At 59.5% G+C, this 14,763-nt stretch carries 14 protein-coding genes; 3 read left to right on the plus strand and 11 right to left on the minus strand.

Going from position 1 to position 14,763, the window contains the following annotated elements:
* Positions 1-5: 5 nt before the first annotated feature.
* The 3 genes from guaB to GRI41_RS06400 form a co-directional block, all read right to left on the minus strand.
* Entirely contained in the window at positions 6-1,460 is a 1,455-nt protein-coding gene (gene guaB, locus GRI41_RS06390) for an IMP dehydrogenase (RefSeq protein WP_160603903.1), read from the minus strand.
* A 122-nt stretch (positions 1,461-1,582) separates the two neighbouring features.
* Entirely contained in the window at positions 1,583-3,085 is a 1,503-nt protein-coding gene (locus GRI41_RS06395) for a M28 family peptidase (RefSeq protein WP_160603904.1), read from the minus strand.
* 26 nt (positions 3,086-3,111) lie between these two features.
* A complete protein-coding gene (locus GRI41_RS06400) occupies positions 3,112-3,867 on the minus strand; it encodes a 3-hydroxybutyrate dehydrogenase (protein WP_160603905.1) in 756 nt (251 codons plus the stop codon).
* 115 nt (positions 3,868-3,982) lie between these two features.
* Between GRI41_RS06400 and ypfJ the strand changes: the two genes are divergently transcribed.
* Positions 3,983-4,846, plus strand: coding sequence for a KPN_02809 family neutral zinc metallopeptidase (gene ypfJ / locus GRI41_RS06405; RefSeq protein WP_160603906.1), 864 nt, complete (start codon positions 3,983-3,985; stop codon positions 4,844-4,846).
* Positions 4,847-4,914: 68 nt separating this feature from the next.
* Here the strand turns inward: ypfJ and GRI41_RS06410 are convergent, their stop codons facing one another.
* The 8 genes from GRI41_RS06410 to sdhC all read right to left on the minus strand — a co-directional run bounded on the left by GRI41_RS06410 (position 4,915) and on the right by sdhC (position 12,987).
* Positions 4,915-6,468 (minus strand): M56 family metallopeptidase, encoded by a 1,554-nt coding sequence (locus GRI41_RS06410; protein WP_160603907.1) that lies wholly within the window; start codon positions 6,466-6,468, stop codon positions 4,915-4,917.
* Positions 6,465-6,854: a BlaI/MecI/CopY family transcriptional regulator gene (locus GRI41_RS06415; protein WP_160603908.1), complete on the minus strand. Its 390-nt coding sequence runs from the start codon at positions 6,852-6,854 to the stop codon at positions 6,465-6,467. The genes GRI41_RS06410 and GRI41_RS06415 overlap by 4 nt, the downstream gene beginning before the upstream one ends.
* Before the next feature lie 204 nt (positions 6,855-7,058).
* Entirely contained in the window at positions 7,059-8,477 is a 1,419-nt protein-coding gene (gene creD, locus GRI41_RS06420) for a cell envelope integrity protein CreD (protein ID WP_160603909.1), read from the minus strand.
* A gap of 157 nt (positions 8,478-8,634) precedes the next feature.
* Positions 8,635-9,681: a C13 family peptidase gene (locus GRI41_RS06425; protein WP_160603910.1), complete on the minus strand. Its 1,047-nt coding sequence runs from the start codon at positions 9,679-9,681 to the stop codon at positions 8,635-8,637.
* Positions 9,682-9,745: 64 nt separating this feature from the next.
* Positions 9,746-10,276 carry an STM3941 family protein gene (locus GRI41_RS06430; protein ID WP_160603911.1) on the minus strand — a complete coding sequence of 177 codons (531 nt, stop codon included), beginning with the start codon at positions 10,274-10,276 and terminating at the stop codon, positions 9,746-9,748.
* Positions 10,273-12,099: a succinate dehydrogenase flavoprotein subunit gene (gene sdhA / locus GRI41_RS06435; RefSeq protein WP_160603912.1), complete on the minus strand. Its 1,827-nt coding sequence runs from the start codon at positions 12,097-12,099 to the stop codon at positions 10,273-10,275. The genes GRI41_RS06430 and sdhA overlap by 4 nt, the downstream gene beginning before the upstream one ends.
* A gap of 1 nt (position 12,100) precedes the next feature.
* Positions 12,101-12,541, minus strand: coding sequence for a succinate dehydrogenase, hydrophobic membrane anchor protein (sdhD, locus tag GRI41_RS06440; protein WP_160603913.1), 441 nt, complete (start codon positions 12,539-12,541; stop codon positions 12,101-12,103).
* Between the two features lie 11 nt (positions 12,542-12,552).
* Positions 12,553-12,987 carry a succinate dehydrogenase, cytochrome b556 subunit gene (gene sdhC / locus GRI41_RS06445; protein ID WP_160603914.1) on the minus strand — a complete coding sequence of 145 codons (435 nt, stop codon included), beginning with the start codon at positions 12,985-12,987 and terminating at the stop codon, positions 12,553-12,555.
* A gap of 108 nt (positions 12,988-13,095) precedes the next feature.
* On the opposite strand from sdhC, the gene GRI41_RS06450 reads away from it, so the two are divergent.
* A complete protein-coding gene (locus tag GRI41_RS06450; protein ID WP_160603915.1) occupies positions 13,096-13,806 on the plus strand; it encodes an SDR family NAD(P)-dependent oxidoreductase in 711 nt (236 codons plus the stop codon).
* Positions 13,796-14,761: a subclass B3 metallo-beta-lactamase gene (gene bla / locus GRI41_RS06455; protein ID WP_160603916.1), complete on the plus strand. Its 966-nt coding sequence runs from the start codon at positions 13,796-13,798 to the stop codon at positions 14,759-14,761. The genes GRI41_RS06450 and bla overlap by 11 nt, the downstream gene beginning before the upstream one ends.
* Positions 14,762-14,763 lie beyond the last annotated feature (2 nt).

A 14,763-nucleotide genomic window follows, 5' to 3' on the forward strand; every position in this document is an offset into this window, starting at 1 on the left:
GTCATCTACCGCGTCGGGTAATTCGGTGCTTCACGTGTGATCGCGACATCGTGAACGTGGCTTTCATTGAGGCCCGCACCGGTGATCCGGACGAAATTGGCCCGTTCGCGCAAATCGGGAATGGTCGCCGAACCGGTATAGCCCATCGCCGCCTTGATCCCGCCGACCAGCTGGTGAACGATATCTTTCGCGGGGCCTTTATACGGGACTTGCCCTTCGATGCCTTCGGGAACCAGCTTAAGCGCCGAAACGTCTGCCTGGAAATAACGGTCGGCGCTGCCGCGCGCCATCGCGCCAACGCTGCCCATCCCGCGATAGCTTTTGTAACTGCGGCCCTGGTAAAGGAATGTTTCGCCCGGAGCCTCTGCAGTACCGGCCAGCATAGAGCCGACCATCACCGTTGAAGCGCCCGCTGCAATCGCCTTTGCCGCGTCGCCCGATGTGCGCAGGCCGCCATCGGCGATAATCGGAATGCCCGATGCCGCCGCTGCGCCCGCGCTGTCCATAATCGCGGTCAATTGCGGGACGCCGACGCCCGCGACAATCCGTGTGGTACAGATAGAACCCGGCCCGATGCCCACTTTCACCGCATCAGCGCCCGCATCGATCAGGGCTTTGGTGGCTTCTGCGGTCGCAACATTGCCCGCAACGACCTGCACATTGCCCGACAGTTTCTTGGCCCGCTCCACCGCTCGTGCCACATCCTTGTTGTGACCGTGAGCGGTGTCGATAATCACCACATCGCATTCGGCATCGATCAGCGCTTCGGTGCGTTCAAAGCCCTTGTCGCCAACGGTTGTTGCAGCGGCAACGCGCAAGCGCCCGCCTTCATCCTTGGTCGCGTCAGGGTAATTGACCGCCTTTTCGATATCCTTGACGGTGATCAGCCCGATGCAGCGATAGGCATCATCGACCACCAGCAGTTTTTCGATCCGGCGCTGGTGCAGCAAATGCCGTGCTTCGTCCTGCCCGATGCCCAGCGGCACGGTGACCAGATCGTCGGTGGTCATCAGCTCGCGAATGGGCTGTTTTGGGTTCTCGGCAAAGCGGACATCGCGATTGGTCAGGATGCCGACCAGTTTCTCGTCCTTGTCGGTCACCGGAATGCCGCTGATCTTGTTCTGGTCCATCAGCATTTGCGCATCACCCAATGTCGCATCGGGTGCGATGGTAATCGGGTTGACCACCATGCCGCTTTCAAAACGCTTCACCGCACGCACCGCGGCGCATTGCTGGACCACATCGAGATTGCGGTGAAGCACGCCAATGCCGCCCAGTTGCGCCATGACAATCGCCATGTCCGCTTCGGTCACCGTGTCCATTGCAGCCGAAAGAACCGGAATATTGAGGCTGATGCCGCGCGTCAGCTGCGTTCGTGTGTCGGCCATGCTCGGCAAAATGTCGCTTTCTGCGGGCCGCAGCAGCACATCATCGAATGTCAGACCGAGGGGGATATCCATAATCGTCACTTTCAAATCTATCATCCACGGCGATTTACGCCGGGAGAATCGTGACGGTCCATGTAACCAAGGTTTGTGACAGTCGCTAGAGCAAAGCGCGGAAATTTCCGCCGCGATTGTCGCTATTCGACCACCGGCCTTTGCGGGAAAGTGGCGACATTGGCGAAATGGCGCACCAAATCGATATGCAGCAGCAGATCTTCGGCAGCGCCGCCAAGCTCGACCGCGTCGATTTCGTCGCTTGGCATGTGATAGCGCTCGCGCGCATAGCGCCGCATCAGATCGGGCTGCGCAAAGGCGCTGGAGACCATCAGCACCGGCACATCGCGTTGGAGCAATGCCCAGCCGTCCTGACGCTGCACAAACAACTCCGCAAATGCCTGCCCCGCCATTCCGCGCCCCGTTTGCGCGATGATCGGTTTCACTTCATCGTCGAGCGCGGTCAGCCCTTCCCCCACGATCGCCACCGGTCCGCCGCGCGGCGCAACGCCGATACTATCGATATTGAAACCGGCGATGATGGATTCGAGAGGAATCGGCGGATTGCGCGAAAATGCCCGCGCGCCGAGCAGACCCCATTCTTCAGCGGTTGTCGCAACAAAATAGATATCGCGGTCCATCTGCCGCATCGCGCCCAAGCGCTCTGCCAATTCGGTCAGAACCGCCAGCCCGCTGGCATTATCCACCGCGCCGTTGCAAATCCTGTCGGACTGGCCCGGCAAATCGGGGCTTTCATCCAGACATTGGCCGAAATGGTCCCAATGCGCCATCAACAGCACCACCCCGGCATCGGGATCGCGCCCCGGCAGCTTTGCAATGAGATTATGCGTTTGCACCACAGCCTCCGATGATGTCGCATCGAGCGTGGCGACAAGGTCCAGCGCTTGCGGGCGGAAGCCCTCCTGAGCCGCCGCGCTTTTGAGCTGCGCATAGCGCGCGCCGATCAGCGCCGTGGCCGCTTCTGCAGTGATTATGCCATCGAGCGTCGACCCGTCGGCATCGCTGGAAAGGCGGTAAGCCCCCTTCTCGCGGATCTGGCGGATCTCGGCAAAATCATCATCGTCAGCGATGATCGCGAGCACCGCCGCGGCACCGTTTTCGAGCAGCGCTTCGCGTTGCGCGATCTGGCCGGCATGCCCCCATTCCATGATCGCCACGCGCCCCGCCAATTCCGATTGTTCGAGCGAAGCCCCCAACCGGCCGACATATTGAAGCGGCGCATCCTCTATCAGCGCCCGCCTGCCAGAGGCGAACAGCGCAATTGCATCATCGGGTATCGCCACCGTGGTGCCTTTGCGTTCGAACTTTGCGGTGGCGCTTTCCGCCGCCCACAATCCCAATTCGACCGGCTCGAACCAGGGATTGGCGGGATCGTTGGTTGCGGTTTCAAGTCCCGCAGATTGCCAAGTCTCGGCCAGATAGCGCAGTGCCTTGCGCTCCCCCATTGTGCCCGGGCGTCTGCCTTCGAATTCGTCGCTTGCCAGGATCGCGATATGCGCGCGCAATTCGCCTTCGATGGCGTCCAGGTTGGACGCGGTGGGAGAGGAGCTGGCGCCAATGCTCGCACAACCAGCCAAGGCGAACAAAGCCGCCAAGCCAGCGAATTGCGCGCCCCCGATCCTCATGTGCCCTTAACCCGTCCCCGTTGGCTTTATTCGGCGGTCCACCCGCCGTCGATGCTCCAATTGGCACCGGTTACATTGCCCGCTTCCTCGCGGCACAGGAACACTGCCAGAGCGCCGATCTCTGCAGGCTGAACGAATTTCTTGGTTGGTTGTTTGGCCAAGAGGACATCGTTGATAACCTCTTCCTCGCTCAAACCGCGCGCTTTCATCGTGTCGGGGATCTGCCCTTCGATCAGCGGGGTCCAGACATAGCCCGGGCTGATGCAATTGGCGGTCACACCGGTTTGCGCCAGTTCGAGCGCGATAGTCTTGGTGAAACCGTCAATCCCGTGTTTCGAAGCGTTGTAAGCGCTTTTGAAAGGCGAAGCGGTTTTGGAATGCGCGCTGGCGGTGTTGATGATCCGGCCCCAGCCCGCTTTTTTCATATACGGCACCGCGAGCCGCGTTGTGTGGAATGCGGCCGTGAGGTTGAGCGCGATGATCGCTTCCCATTTGGCGGTCGGAAAATCCTCTATCGGAGAGACAAATTGCATCCCCGCATTGTTTACCAAAATATCGACCGCGCCCGCATCGGCCATCAACTTTTCGCACCCTTCCTGCGTCAGCAGATCTGCATTCACATGGGTGGCTTTCAGTTCGTCGCACAGCGCCGCTATCTCGTCCGCTTCGCCGAAACCGCTGATCACCACTTCGGCCCCTTCGCCGGCCAATGCGCGGGCAATGGCAACGCCAATTCCCGAAGTTGATCCTGTGACAAGCGCGCGTTTTCCGGACAGGGACATTTGGTACTCCAGATAGTTAGAGAAATCGGACCTTTGCGTATGCTGTCATTTGCGGCCATCATGCGCGCCACGCAAGAATTATCCGCAACACCAGGTCGATTCGAAGGGAAAGACTATGCGCCTCAACCGGTTCAACCCGAACTCGATCCGCGTCGAAGACCAGCGTGGGGGCAGGTTCCCCGGCGGCGGCGGCGGCAAGGTCGGTTGCGGTACGATCATCATCGCGATCATCGCCGCTCTGGTTTTTGGCGTCGATCCGGCGCAGATGATCGGCGCGCTCGATGGCGGCCAGCAACCGGGAATTACCCAATCCGGCCAAGCGGGCAGGAGCACCGAAGAAAGCTGCGCGGTAAACCAGTATAGTCAGGAATCCTGCGCCGTTCTGGCCTCGCTCAACGAGACATGGCAGCCCGAATTCGAAAAGGCGGGCATCCGCTTCGGGCAGCCCAAGCTGGTGTTCTATGGCGGACGCGGCCGGTCAGGCTGCGGCGCGGCGCAGTCGGCAATGGGGCCGTTCTATTGTCCGGCGGACCAGGGCATTTACATCGACACCAGCTTTTATGACACGATGGCGCAGCGCATGGGCGCAGGTGGCGACTTTGCGCGCTATTACGTGATGGCGCATGAATACGGGCATCATATCCAATATCTGACCGGGATCGCGGGCCAGGTACGCAGCGCGCAGCAGCAAAATCCGCGCGGCGCCAACCAGTTGCAAGTCCGGATGGAATTGCAGGCAGACTGCTATGCCGGGGTCTGGGCCGGGAAAAACCGCCATCTGATCGAGGCCGGCGATATGGAAGAAGGCCTGCGGGCAGCGGCTTCGATCGGCGACGATACGCTGCAACGCAATGCCGGCCAGCGGGTACGGCCGGAAAGCTTCACTCACGGGTCAAGCGCGCAGCGCATGGAAGCGTTGAAGATCGGCATGCAAAGCGGAGACGATACCCGCTGCGACGCCTATTTCGACATGCGCTAAACATAAAAAGAGGCGGGAATTGTCGCCATTCCCGCCTCTTCAGCTGACTTAAAATTTAGGGGATTTAGTCAGCGTTCTTTGCCCCAATGCGCGATCTTGTCATCGATCGTGCGGAGAACTTCGGCGCGCATCTCATCGGACATGTCCGAATTTTTGGCGATGGATTCGCGCGCTTCCTTCAGACCTTTGAGAGCGCTCGCCATCACTTCGCTCTTGCAGACATGGACAACGCGCTGTCCGTCCACTTCGCTGGTATCGCCGAGCCGCTTGCCCGCTTTGCAGGTTGTTTCGACCCGGGTGCGTTTGCCATCATTGTTCATCTCGATAACCGAAACGCGCACTTCCTTCATCGCGTCTTCGATCTCGCCTTCCATGCCCGCCATTTCGGCTCGCATCTCAGCAATCATCGCGTCTTTTTCTTCGCGCGTCATGTGCTTCCCATCTCGGGTAACGATGCGGTGCTTGCGCACTTTGCGCCGCTCGCCATCGGCATCTTCTTCGACATCTTCGATCACGAAGACTTCGCGTTCGACTTCCTTTGCTTCGGGCGCTTCCGGCGCATCGGGTGCCTCGGGCGCAGCTTGCAAAGCCAGCGGCGCAGCGGGTGGCGCAGGCGGTGTGACCTTGGGCGATGCAGACGCGGCGGGTGGAACCGGCGCGCTCGGCGCCGAAATGGCTTCGGCGTATGAGATCGACGCGGTCAGCGGCAGCGCAAGCAGCGCAGCGCCCATCAATGCGCGACCGGCCAGTTTCCGGCGGGGGGATATTTCTGTCATAGTCAGGCTCCTCAAACGGTGGATTATCGATTTTTCGCCAATGACGGGGCACGCCATCGGCGCAGCAAGTGCAAGTTTCGGGGTGGCATCGTGCCGCGCAGCAAAACCGGCAATCACCGCCGCATAGGCCGCCTTTTGCGCACCGCCGCGAGCGGCCATCACGCGAGCATCGCATGCGGCCTCCTGATCGCGGCGCATCGCGCGCCATCCATACCAGGCAAGCGGGTTGAACCAGTGCAGCGCGAAAAGCGGTTGCGCCAGAAAATTGGCAAGCAGATCGTGCGCCTTGTGGTGCGACAATTCATGCTCCAGCGCGAGATCACGCTCGGTCCGGTCGCTCAGCGCCATAAAGCCTTGGGGCAGCGCCACGACCTTGTCGAACACGCCAAAGGCAATCGGGGAATTGGTCGTCGGTGTTTCCACCAGCCTGACCGCACCGTCTTCGCCCACCGGATAGGCATCTTCGAGCAATTCGTCGCGCATGCGGAAATAGATGTTGAAGCGCACCGCCAGGAAGATCGCGGCCCCGACCAGCCACACCGTCAGCGCCAGTGGCGTCCAGTCGAAAGGCGCGGCCTCCGCAAGCGGTTCTGCAACAGCAAGCGGGGCTTCGCTGAGCGTGTAATTGACTGATGTGTGCGACACCGGATCGGGCGCAGGGGCAAGCCACGCAGGCAAGACGACCGGCGGCAAAATCAGCCGCAGCAACGGGATCGTCCACAAGGCATAGGCAACATGCGGCCCGAAATGGCGCGCAACCGGGCGGCGAAGGACAAGAACCAGCGCAATCAGTGCGGCGGTCCAGACGAGCGTATCAAGCAGGAATGATTGGACTTCGGCGGTCATTTGCGCAGCTCCTTCAACAGAGCTTCCATTTCGGCGAGGTCATCTTCGGTCAGCGCCTCCGCCTCCGCCAATTGCGCGAATAGCGGCGCCGCGCGCCCGCCAAACAAGCGATCCACCAAACGGCGCGATTCCGATCCTGTATAATCGGCCCGCTCCAAAAGCGGGGAGTAAAGAAACCGGCGGCCATCGGGCTGCGTGGCGATCGCCTTCTTGGCGACCAGCCGTGACAGCAATGTCTTGACCGTTGCCAGCGACCAGTCGCGCTGCTCGCAAACCTCGTCGCACACTTCCGATGCGGTAAGCGGGCTACGCTTCCACAGCGCTTCCATCACCGCATGTTCGGCATCACTAATACGTTCTGGCTTTTCAGGATTCGACCCGGACATTCAGCCCTCCCCGGCATTTCCGCCAAAGGGCCCGATCTGTGCCCCGTTGTTAGACGATTACATCTGTAGCCATTGCGATTACGTCTGTAAACATGAAGCATGGATGAACGGCATATGTCGCTCGTCGAACGACCGGCGCGCCCCATGGAAAACGGGCGGAGAAGCCATGCTCCCCCGCCCGGTCCTTTCCCCAAAGGGAGTGGGTTAGCTTGCCGGGGCGAAGCCTTCCTCTTCTTCCTGCCCGGTGATGCCCGACCAATTGATGTTGCGTGTTGCATACATCACCGCCGCAAGAGCCACGAACAGCAGCACCGAACCGATCACCAGCGACAGCGCCTCGAGGCTCAGCAAGATGTAGAGCGTGGTGTACAATCCGGCGAGCATACCGCCGATCATTGCCGCACGATGCCATCCGCCCAGCACCGCCGCGCTGTAGGATGTCAGCAATCCGATGATCGCTGCGCTGGCGACGATATAGGCCCAGGCAAAGCCGATCACTTCGGCAAAGGCGAGCAACATCACGAAGAACAGCACCAGCCCGACACCGGTCAGCAGATATTCCGCGGCCGCCACGCGCGCACCGGCAACCACATCGAACATGAAGAAGCACACGAATGTGAAGCCGATAAACAGGAACCCGTATTTCACCGAGCGATCGACCTGGCTGTAAAGATCAACCGGTTCGATCAGGCGGATCGAGGCGTATTTGGTGCTCGAGCCATCGCCCATTTCTGTCGCATAGCGGATATCGGTCCGCCCGTGCACATCGTCCACCACCGGCGCCGGCGCGTCGCTCAGATTGACCAGCGATTCACCCAAGGCGAGGTTGGTGATACCGCCATAGGTTGCGGTGAAGCCTTCGCCATTGCCTTGCGATTCATCAGGATTGTCGGGCAGGAAATCGCCTTTGAAGCTGGGATGCTGCCACGGTGATTTGACGGTCCATTCGGTTTCGCCGCCGCGCGGGACGAGCGCAATCGAGCGGCTGCCGCGCAGGCCATATTGCCAGCTGACCGACAGCTCTTCGCTGCCATCCCATTCGACCGCTGTCGAGAAGCCCGATCCGTTGGTGCTCGCCGGGCCGTTGCCCGGATGCAGTTCCTGAACCTTTCCCGCAACGCGAACCGTAGTCCCATCGGTCAGGCCGCGCGGGTCGGAAACGCCGAAGCGCAATTCTGCCTGATCGAACAGCAATTGATCGCGCGAAACGCCGCTGCGGGCGAGATCGCGCGGCAGCATAAAGCGTGCACTGCCAGTCATGTCCGATTGATAGATGACCGAGCGATAGATCGAAATTTGTTTCACATCGGGCTGCAAATCGGTTTCGATGCTCTGCTTGAGCGGCGAAAGGAACAATTCGCGCCGGACATTGGTTGATCGCGTGACCTGCTTGCCATCGACGGTTTCGGTTTCCACCGACCGGCTGTTGTAAGGGATCACCAAAACCGGCCCGGTGACAATCTGCGCACCGCCCCAACCCGCGGTGATAGACGCCTGCGCGGTTTCCGACTGGTTTTCACGATCGCTCACCAAGGCGTAAACCATCACCAGCGGGATTAACAAAACGGCGCCTATCAGCGCCGCCAAAAACAACTTCACTCCGGGACTTCGATCTCGTTTCATCACTACCTCCTTCTGCGATGAACCGTGCATTGGGAGCGATGAACTGAATGGTCTGTGAACACTGTTTCGCTGCACCCACACCGCAAAAAGCCTCGCCAAACCGGCGAAGCACACGTTTTCGGTATATGTGGGAGTTTGTGCTGGAACCGCCGGAAAATCAGCGTTGTGAAGGTCGCTGCCGGGCCTCAAACTTCTTGCGCAGCTCATTCACCTCGGTGAGCTTACCCGTCGGCGCGGTCGCGCCTTTGGGGATATTCGCTTCCAATTGCGGCAACCATTCGCTGACCGCCGGGCCTATCGACGTTTGCGGCAGTGAGTTCTGTACGCCCAGCGCGGTTTCCCAGCCGGTGATCATCTGCTTTGCCTCCTTGGCCGCTGCCTCCAATGAATGCGGCTTGCGCAACGCGCGATTGATCAAGGCGTCGCCAAAAAACGTCCAGTCATTATCCGCTTCGCAGCCGAACGAGGTGCGGTTGAAAGTCGATGCGGTAACCACCGCAGTATCAGGCCCCGAAAGCTCGGGCACGAACACGCCCGAATAGCATGCGCTGATAATTAGGATCCGCCGATCGATCCCGACGCTTTGCAAAATATTGTGCAGGCGCTTGGGCGAGAGAATTCCATAACCCGTATTGCCATAGTGATAGGCCAGCCCCTGCGGTGCGCCGTGAGTGGTGGTGTAGAGCACCAGCACATCTTCATCGGTGTCCATAAGTTCCGCAATCCGGGCGATTGCAATGGTCATCGCGGTTATCGATCCGCGCGGCAGCCTGTTGGTGGCTTCGCGGCCATTGGGCCCGGCCAGCGTCACCGTGCGCCCGGCGGCATTGTATCGCCGCGAAAGGACATTGGCGGCTTCCCTCGTCTCGCGCGAGAACACCGCATCGCTATCGAGCGCGACGCTGAGCACATAGACGTCCACCTCGCCCGCGCGTTGCGGCGTTAGGCTGTCTAGCGCACCATCGAGCAAGCGCCGTTGCCGCAGCATTTCCTTTGCGTCGACACCGCGATGCAATTCGGGCGCGAGCTCCAGACTGCGCCGCCGCTGGGTTGGATTATTACCGCTGCCAAGTCCGGGCCAAGAAGCGGTATGGCGCGGGGGCTGTTGAGGTTCGCCAGCAGTTTGGGCAATCGCGGGCTGAAACCCTGCGCAGATTGCAGTGGTAAGCACAGTGATTGCCAATTGTGCCAGCCGCGTCCTCAAATGCGATCACTCCTATCTTTGTATCCAGGGCAGAATCGAACCATTTCCCTCGCCTGATCCTCCATCATATCGATCTGGGAGCGAAACGATCAATCGCGGCTAACAAGTCGCTATGGGACTTGTCTGTACCGGTCATGCTAATCGCGTATGGAAAACCTGTTAGAGACCGGTTCGCTGCTGCCGACATCCGGGTGTAACGCTTCAGGTTCAGCGTTCCAGCATCGCTAAGCTCAAAACCAAAAAACTTCGTCTGCCTTATGGAGTAGCTCCCCATCGAGACAATAGATGCCCAAGGAATGATAGTGTCCGACACCCTTGCATCAAAAATGCCGACCTGATCGACGCGAACGGCAAGCCCGCCGGTCATCGCCTTTTTTAGCAAAAACACTGCTAAAGCGCCGAAAAACAAGATGCACACCCAACCAATGGCATAGGCCATTTCGGGACTTAACCGCCGTGGTGTCGGCGGTTCTCCGAAAGCGCCAATCATCCAAAGACCGGCGGAAACAAAGCCTATGCCAAGCAAACTCAGCAGCAAAAGCCGCCAAGGCGAATAATGCGCCTCAAAATGGTTTTGGTCAGGCCCTTCGATCAATACACCCGCTTCTTCGGCTTGATATATTCCGCATCGTCGGTGAGCGTATATTCGTGGACCGGGCGGTAGTCGATTTTGACTTTGCCGCCTTTGCCGCCCCAGCCTTCAAACCAGGCGGCGGTGTGTTTCATCCACTGCTTGTCGTCACGCTCGGGGAAATCCTCATGTGCGTGGGCGCCGCGGCTTTCTTTGCGGTTTTCGGCAGAGGTCATGGTTACGCTAGCCTGCGCGATCAGATTGTCGAGCTCGAGCGTTTCGATCAGGTCGCTGTTCCAGATAAGCGAGCGGTCGGACACTTTGATATCTGACATCTTCTTATAGGTCGCGGCGAGCTGTTTGACACCTTCCTTCATCAATTCGCTGTCACGGAACACAGCGGCGTGTTTCTGCATCGTCTTCTGCATATCGCTACGCAGTTCCGCCGTGGGCGTGCCGCCATCGGCATTGCGGAAGTGATCGACGCGGCTGAGCGCGAGATCCGCACTGTCTTTGGGCAGATCGGGCTGCGCCGCGCCGGGCTTGGTGATTTCTTTCAGGCGATGACCGGTTGCCCGGCCAAACACCACCAGATCGATCAGCGAGTTCGAGCCGAGACGGTTCGCACCGTGGACCGACACACAGGCCGCTTCGCCCACCGCAAACAGGCCCGGTACAACCGTGTCCGGATTGCCATCCTTGCCGATGGTCACGACTTCGCCGTGATAGTTACAGGGGATGCCGCCCATATTGTAGTGAACCGTCGGAGTCACCGGCAGCGGTTCACGGGTCAGATCGACATTGGCGAAAATCTTGCCGCTTTCGGTAATGCCCGGCAGGCGATCGGCCAGCACTTCGGGATCTATATGATCGAGGTGCAGATAGATATGGTCACCTTCGTCGCCGACACCGCGCCCTTCGCGCATTTCCAGCGCCATAGAGCGGCTGACAACATCGCGCGAAGCAAGGTCTTTGGCCGACGGCGCGTAACGCTCCATAAAGCGCTCGCCTTCGGAGTTGGTCAGATAGCCGCCTTCGCCGCGCGCACCCTCGGTAATCAGAACGCCCGCACCGTAAATGCCGGTGGGGTGGAACTGGACGAATTCCATATCCTGCAATGGCAAGCCAGCGCGCAGAACCATACCGCCGCCATCGCCGGTGCATGTATGCGCCGATGTCGCGGTGTAATAGCAGCGGCCATAACCGCCGGTCGCCAGCACGACCGATTGCGCGCGGAAGCGGTGGATCGATCCATCGTCCAGGCACATCGCGATCACGCCAACGCATTTGCCCTCATTCATAATCAGGTCGAGCGCGAAATATTCGATGAAGAAGTCCGCATCATATTTCAGGCTCTGCTGATAGAGCGCGTGGAGCATCGCGTGGCCCGTGCGGTCAGCCGCAGCGCATGTCCGCTGGACCGGAGGCCCGTCGCCCATATTCTGCATATGGCCGCCAAATGGCCGCTGGTAGATTGTCCCGTCTTCGTTGCGCGAGAAAGGCACACCGGCATGTTCAAGCTCGTACACCGCTTGCGGCGCTTCGCGAACGAGATATTCGATCGCGTCCTGATCGCCCAGCCAGTCTGACCCCTTCACCGTGTCATACATATGCCATGACCAGTGATCTGGCGTGTTATTGCCCAGCGACGCGGCAATGCCGCCTTGCGCCGCAACCGTGTGCGAACGGGTTGGGAAAACCTTGGAGATATTGGCCGTTTTCAGACCTGCTTCGGCGCTGCCCATGGTCGCGCGAAGGCCGGAGCCACCTGCACCGACAACGACGGTGTCATAAAGGTGATCGATAATCTTGTAGGCAGGCTGAGTGCCCGCTTCGGACGCGCTCATATTAGCGGGCTCCCATTTGATTTTGAAGTTCGGCCAGCGCCCCTTCGGCGGCGGCATCGCCCTGCGCAGTCATAACGATCCGCGCGACAAAGAAGATACCCGCAACCGCACCGCCAACAGCAGCCAGATTGACCAATGCCAGCGCAGCAAATTTGTTGCCGGGAGTGTGGACGTAATCCTCGATCAGCACCTGCAAGCCATGATGTGCATGCCAGAACACGCAGATGATCAGCAGGATCATCGCAGTCGCAGGCACACCGCCGGAGAGATATTCGCTCCACGTGCCATATGCCATATCGGGCAGCAGAATGATCGATGCGACCAGCCAGATCGTCAGCACAACATTGCCGATCGCGGTGAAGCGCTGGACCAGCCAGTGATGCGCGCCCTCGTGCGAGGAGCCGAGCCCGCGCACCTTACCAAGTGAGGTTCCGTTACCCATGGTCTATTTCCTCAGAGATACAGGATTGTGGCCCAGAAGCCGGCGGTCAAAAGAATGGCGATAATCGGGCTGGCGATGGACCACATCTTGTTGGAATCCAGCTCGTACCCGGCGCCCACATCCAAAACAAAGTGGCGCAGGCCGCTGCACAGATGGTTGAAGAATGCCCAGCTCAGGCCGATCACAACAATCTTCAGAATGATCTTGATGATCGAATAGAAAATCTCCGCCCCGCTCCATTCCAGCGCGGCCAGATCAGCCCACATCCAGCTTTGGAATGTCGCATAGGCATCCGGCCCGCCAGCCAGCGCGCCAAGCCACCAGAGCAACACGCCCAAACCGACAATCGCCATCCCGTCGCCCGAAATGCGATGCAAGATAGAGACCAGCATTGCCGGCCCCCACTTCCAAATCGATAAATGCGGTGAGAGGGGTCTGTTAGCCATAAGTCCGTCCGGAAGAGTACCTGTTTGAGCCACTCCCTTAGCGCAATATGTGCGTGAAACAAGCAGAGTAGCGTGGACTTCTGATACAAAGTTCTGAATAGGTCCAAAATGGACAGAATCCTCCTGACAGGATCGAGCAGAGGCATTGGGGCAGCCATCCGCACGCAGCTGGAGGAGCGCGGGGCGAAAGTGTTTGGCCATGCCTCCAAAGCCTATGACGAAGCGACAATCGGTGCAGATCTGGCGCAGGCCGGTGCGCCCGCAATGCTGTGGAAGACAGCAATGGATCGCTCTGGCGGTGCAATAGATGTTCTGATCAACAATGCCGGTCTGTTCGACGCGGTGCCGCTCGATGACAGCGACGAGGCGTGGCTGGAAAGCTGGCACAAGACGCTGCAAATCAATCTGACCGCAGCGGCTGAATTGTCCCGATTTGCGGTGCGCCACTGGCAGGAACGCGGCGTTGCTGGCCGAATCGTCCACATCGCCAGCCGCGCGGGCCATCGCGGTGACAGCCCCGCCCATTGGCACTATGCAGCCGCCAAAGGGGGAATGCTGGCGATGCACAAGACCATTGCGCGCGCCTATGCCAAGGACCGGATTTGCAGCTTTGCGGTCACGCCAGGCTTCACCGATACGGCGATGGCAGGGGATTATCTGGAAAGCCGCGGAGGAGCGGGCCTGCTCGCGGACATACCGCTGGGCCGCGTTGCCGAGCCGGACGAAATTGCCAATATCGCGGTCTACTGCGCGCTCGATGCTCCCGAAAGTCTTACGGGCGCAACATTGGACGCAAATGGAGCCAGCTATGTTCGGTAAACCGCGCTTCATCGCTGCTCTCACGGCCGCCTGCGCAAGCGCGCTTTTGCTGTCTTGCTCTGCCCAACCCAACGCCCAACCCAACGCACAAGCCAGCGCACAGGCCAACGCCCAAGCTGGCGCACTGGAACAGCCGAACATCGCCGGGGCAAAGGAATTCCAGCCATTTCTGGCGGCCTGCAAACCATGGGATGACTGGGACAAGCCCGCCCCGCCTTTCAAGGTTCATGGCAATAGCTATTACGTCGGGACATGCGGGATCGCGGCAATCCTGATCACCGGCGATGAAGGCCACGTCCTGATCGATACGGGCACGCGCAAAGGCGCAGAAGTGGTCGCGGCCAACATCCAGACGCTTGGCTTCAAGCTGGAAGATGTTGCGGTGATCCTCCACACCCACGAACATTTCGACCATGTCGGCGGTTTTGCGTGGATGCGCGAACAAACCGGCGCACAGATCTTCGCGTCTCCTGAAGCTGCCAAGGCGCTCGAAAGCGGCATTGTCTCCGAAGATGATCCGCAATCGGGAATGCACGACCCGATGGAACCGGTGATCGTTGCCGGTGTGCTGACGGACGATTTTTCCAGCGACACACCGTTGAACCAGCTGACCATGATCAAAACACCGGGCCATTCGCCGGGTGCGCTTAGCTGGCAATGGGAAAGTTGCGCCCTAAACGACTGTAAAACGATTGTTTTCGCAGATAGTTTAAGCCCGATCAGCCGCGATAACTATAGGTTTGGAGATCACCTTAACTATCTCTCCGCATATCGCGAAGGAATCGAGCGATTGGGATCAGTTAAATGCGACATTTTACTCACGCCCCACCCTTCGCACAGCCAAATGCTGGAACGGATGCGGGCAGGCGGCCTGAACGACCCGAACGCATGCTCAGACTATGCGCGCAAGAAACGTGCTGATCTTGCGGACAGACTACGAAAAGAAGGCGCATAGCC

The organism is Pontixanthobacter aquaemixtae (assembly GCF_009827395.1).
Taxonomy (GTDB): domain Bacteria; phylum Pseudomonadota; class Alphaproteobacteria; order Sphingomonadales; family Sphingomonadaceae; genus Pontixanthobacter; species Pontixanthobacter aquaemixtae.

What these genes read in the sequence shown, in the direction of transcription:
- GRI41_RS06410 (WP_160603907.1), bottom strand. Translation starts at nt 6,468, where the DNA reads ATGACCGCCGAAGTCCAATCATTCCTGCTTGATACGCTCGTCTGGACC.
- GRI41_RS06450 (WP_160603915.1), top strand. Translation starts at nt 13,096, where the DNA reads ATGGACAGAATCCTCCTGACAGGATCGAGCAGAGGCATTGGGGCAGCC.
- GRI41_RS06400 (WP_160603905.1), bottom strand. Translation starts at nt 3,867, where the DNA reads ATGTCCCTGTCCGGAAAACGCGCGCTTGTCACAGGATCAACTTCGGGA.
- GRI41_RS06395 (WP_160603904.1), bottom strand. Translation starts at nt 3,085, where the DNA reads ATGAGGATCGGGGGCGCGCAATTCGCTGGCTTGGCGGCTTTGTTCGCC.
- bla (WP_160603916.1), top strand. Translation starts at nt 13,796, where the DNA reads ATGTTCGGTAAACCGCGCTTCATCGCTGCTCTCACGGCCGCCTGCGCA.
- sdhC (WP_160603914.1), bottom strand. Translation starts at nt 12,987, where the DNA reads ATGGCTAACAGACCCCTCTCACCGCATTTATCGATTTGGAAGTGGGGG.
- ypfJ (WP_160603906.1), top strand. Translation starts at nt 3,983, where the DNA reads ATGCGCCTCAACCGGTTCAACCCGAACTCGATCCGCGTCGAAGACCAG.
- guaB (WP_160603903.1), bottom strand. Translation starts at nt 1,460, where the DNA reads ATGGATATCCCCCTCGGTCTGACATTCGATGATGTGCTGCTGCGGCCC.
- GRI41_RS06415 (WP_160603908.1), bottom strand. Translation starts at nt 6,854, where the DNA reads ATGTCCGGGTCGAATCCTGAAAAGCCAGAACGTATTAGTGATGCCGAA.
- sdhA (WP_160603912.1), bottom strand. Translation starts at nt 12,099, where the DNA reads ATGAGCGCGTCCGAAGCGGGCACTCAGCCTGCCTACAAGATTATCGAT.
- sdhD (WP_160603913.1), bottom strand. Translation starts at nt 12,541, where the DNA reads ATGGGTAACGGAACCTCACTTGGTAAGGTGCGCGGGCTCGGCTCCTCG.
- creD (WP_160603909.1), bottom strand. Translation starts at nt 8,477, where the DNA reads ATGAAACGAGATCGAAGTCCCGGAGTGAAGTTGTTTTTGGCGGCGCTG.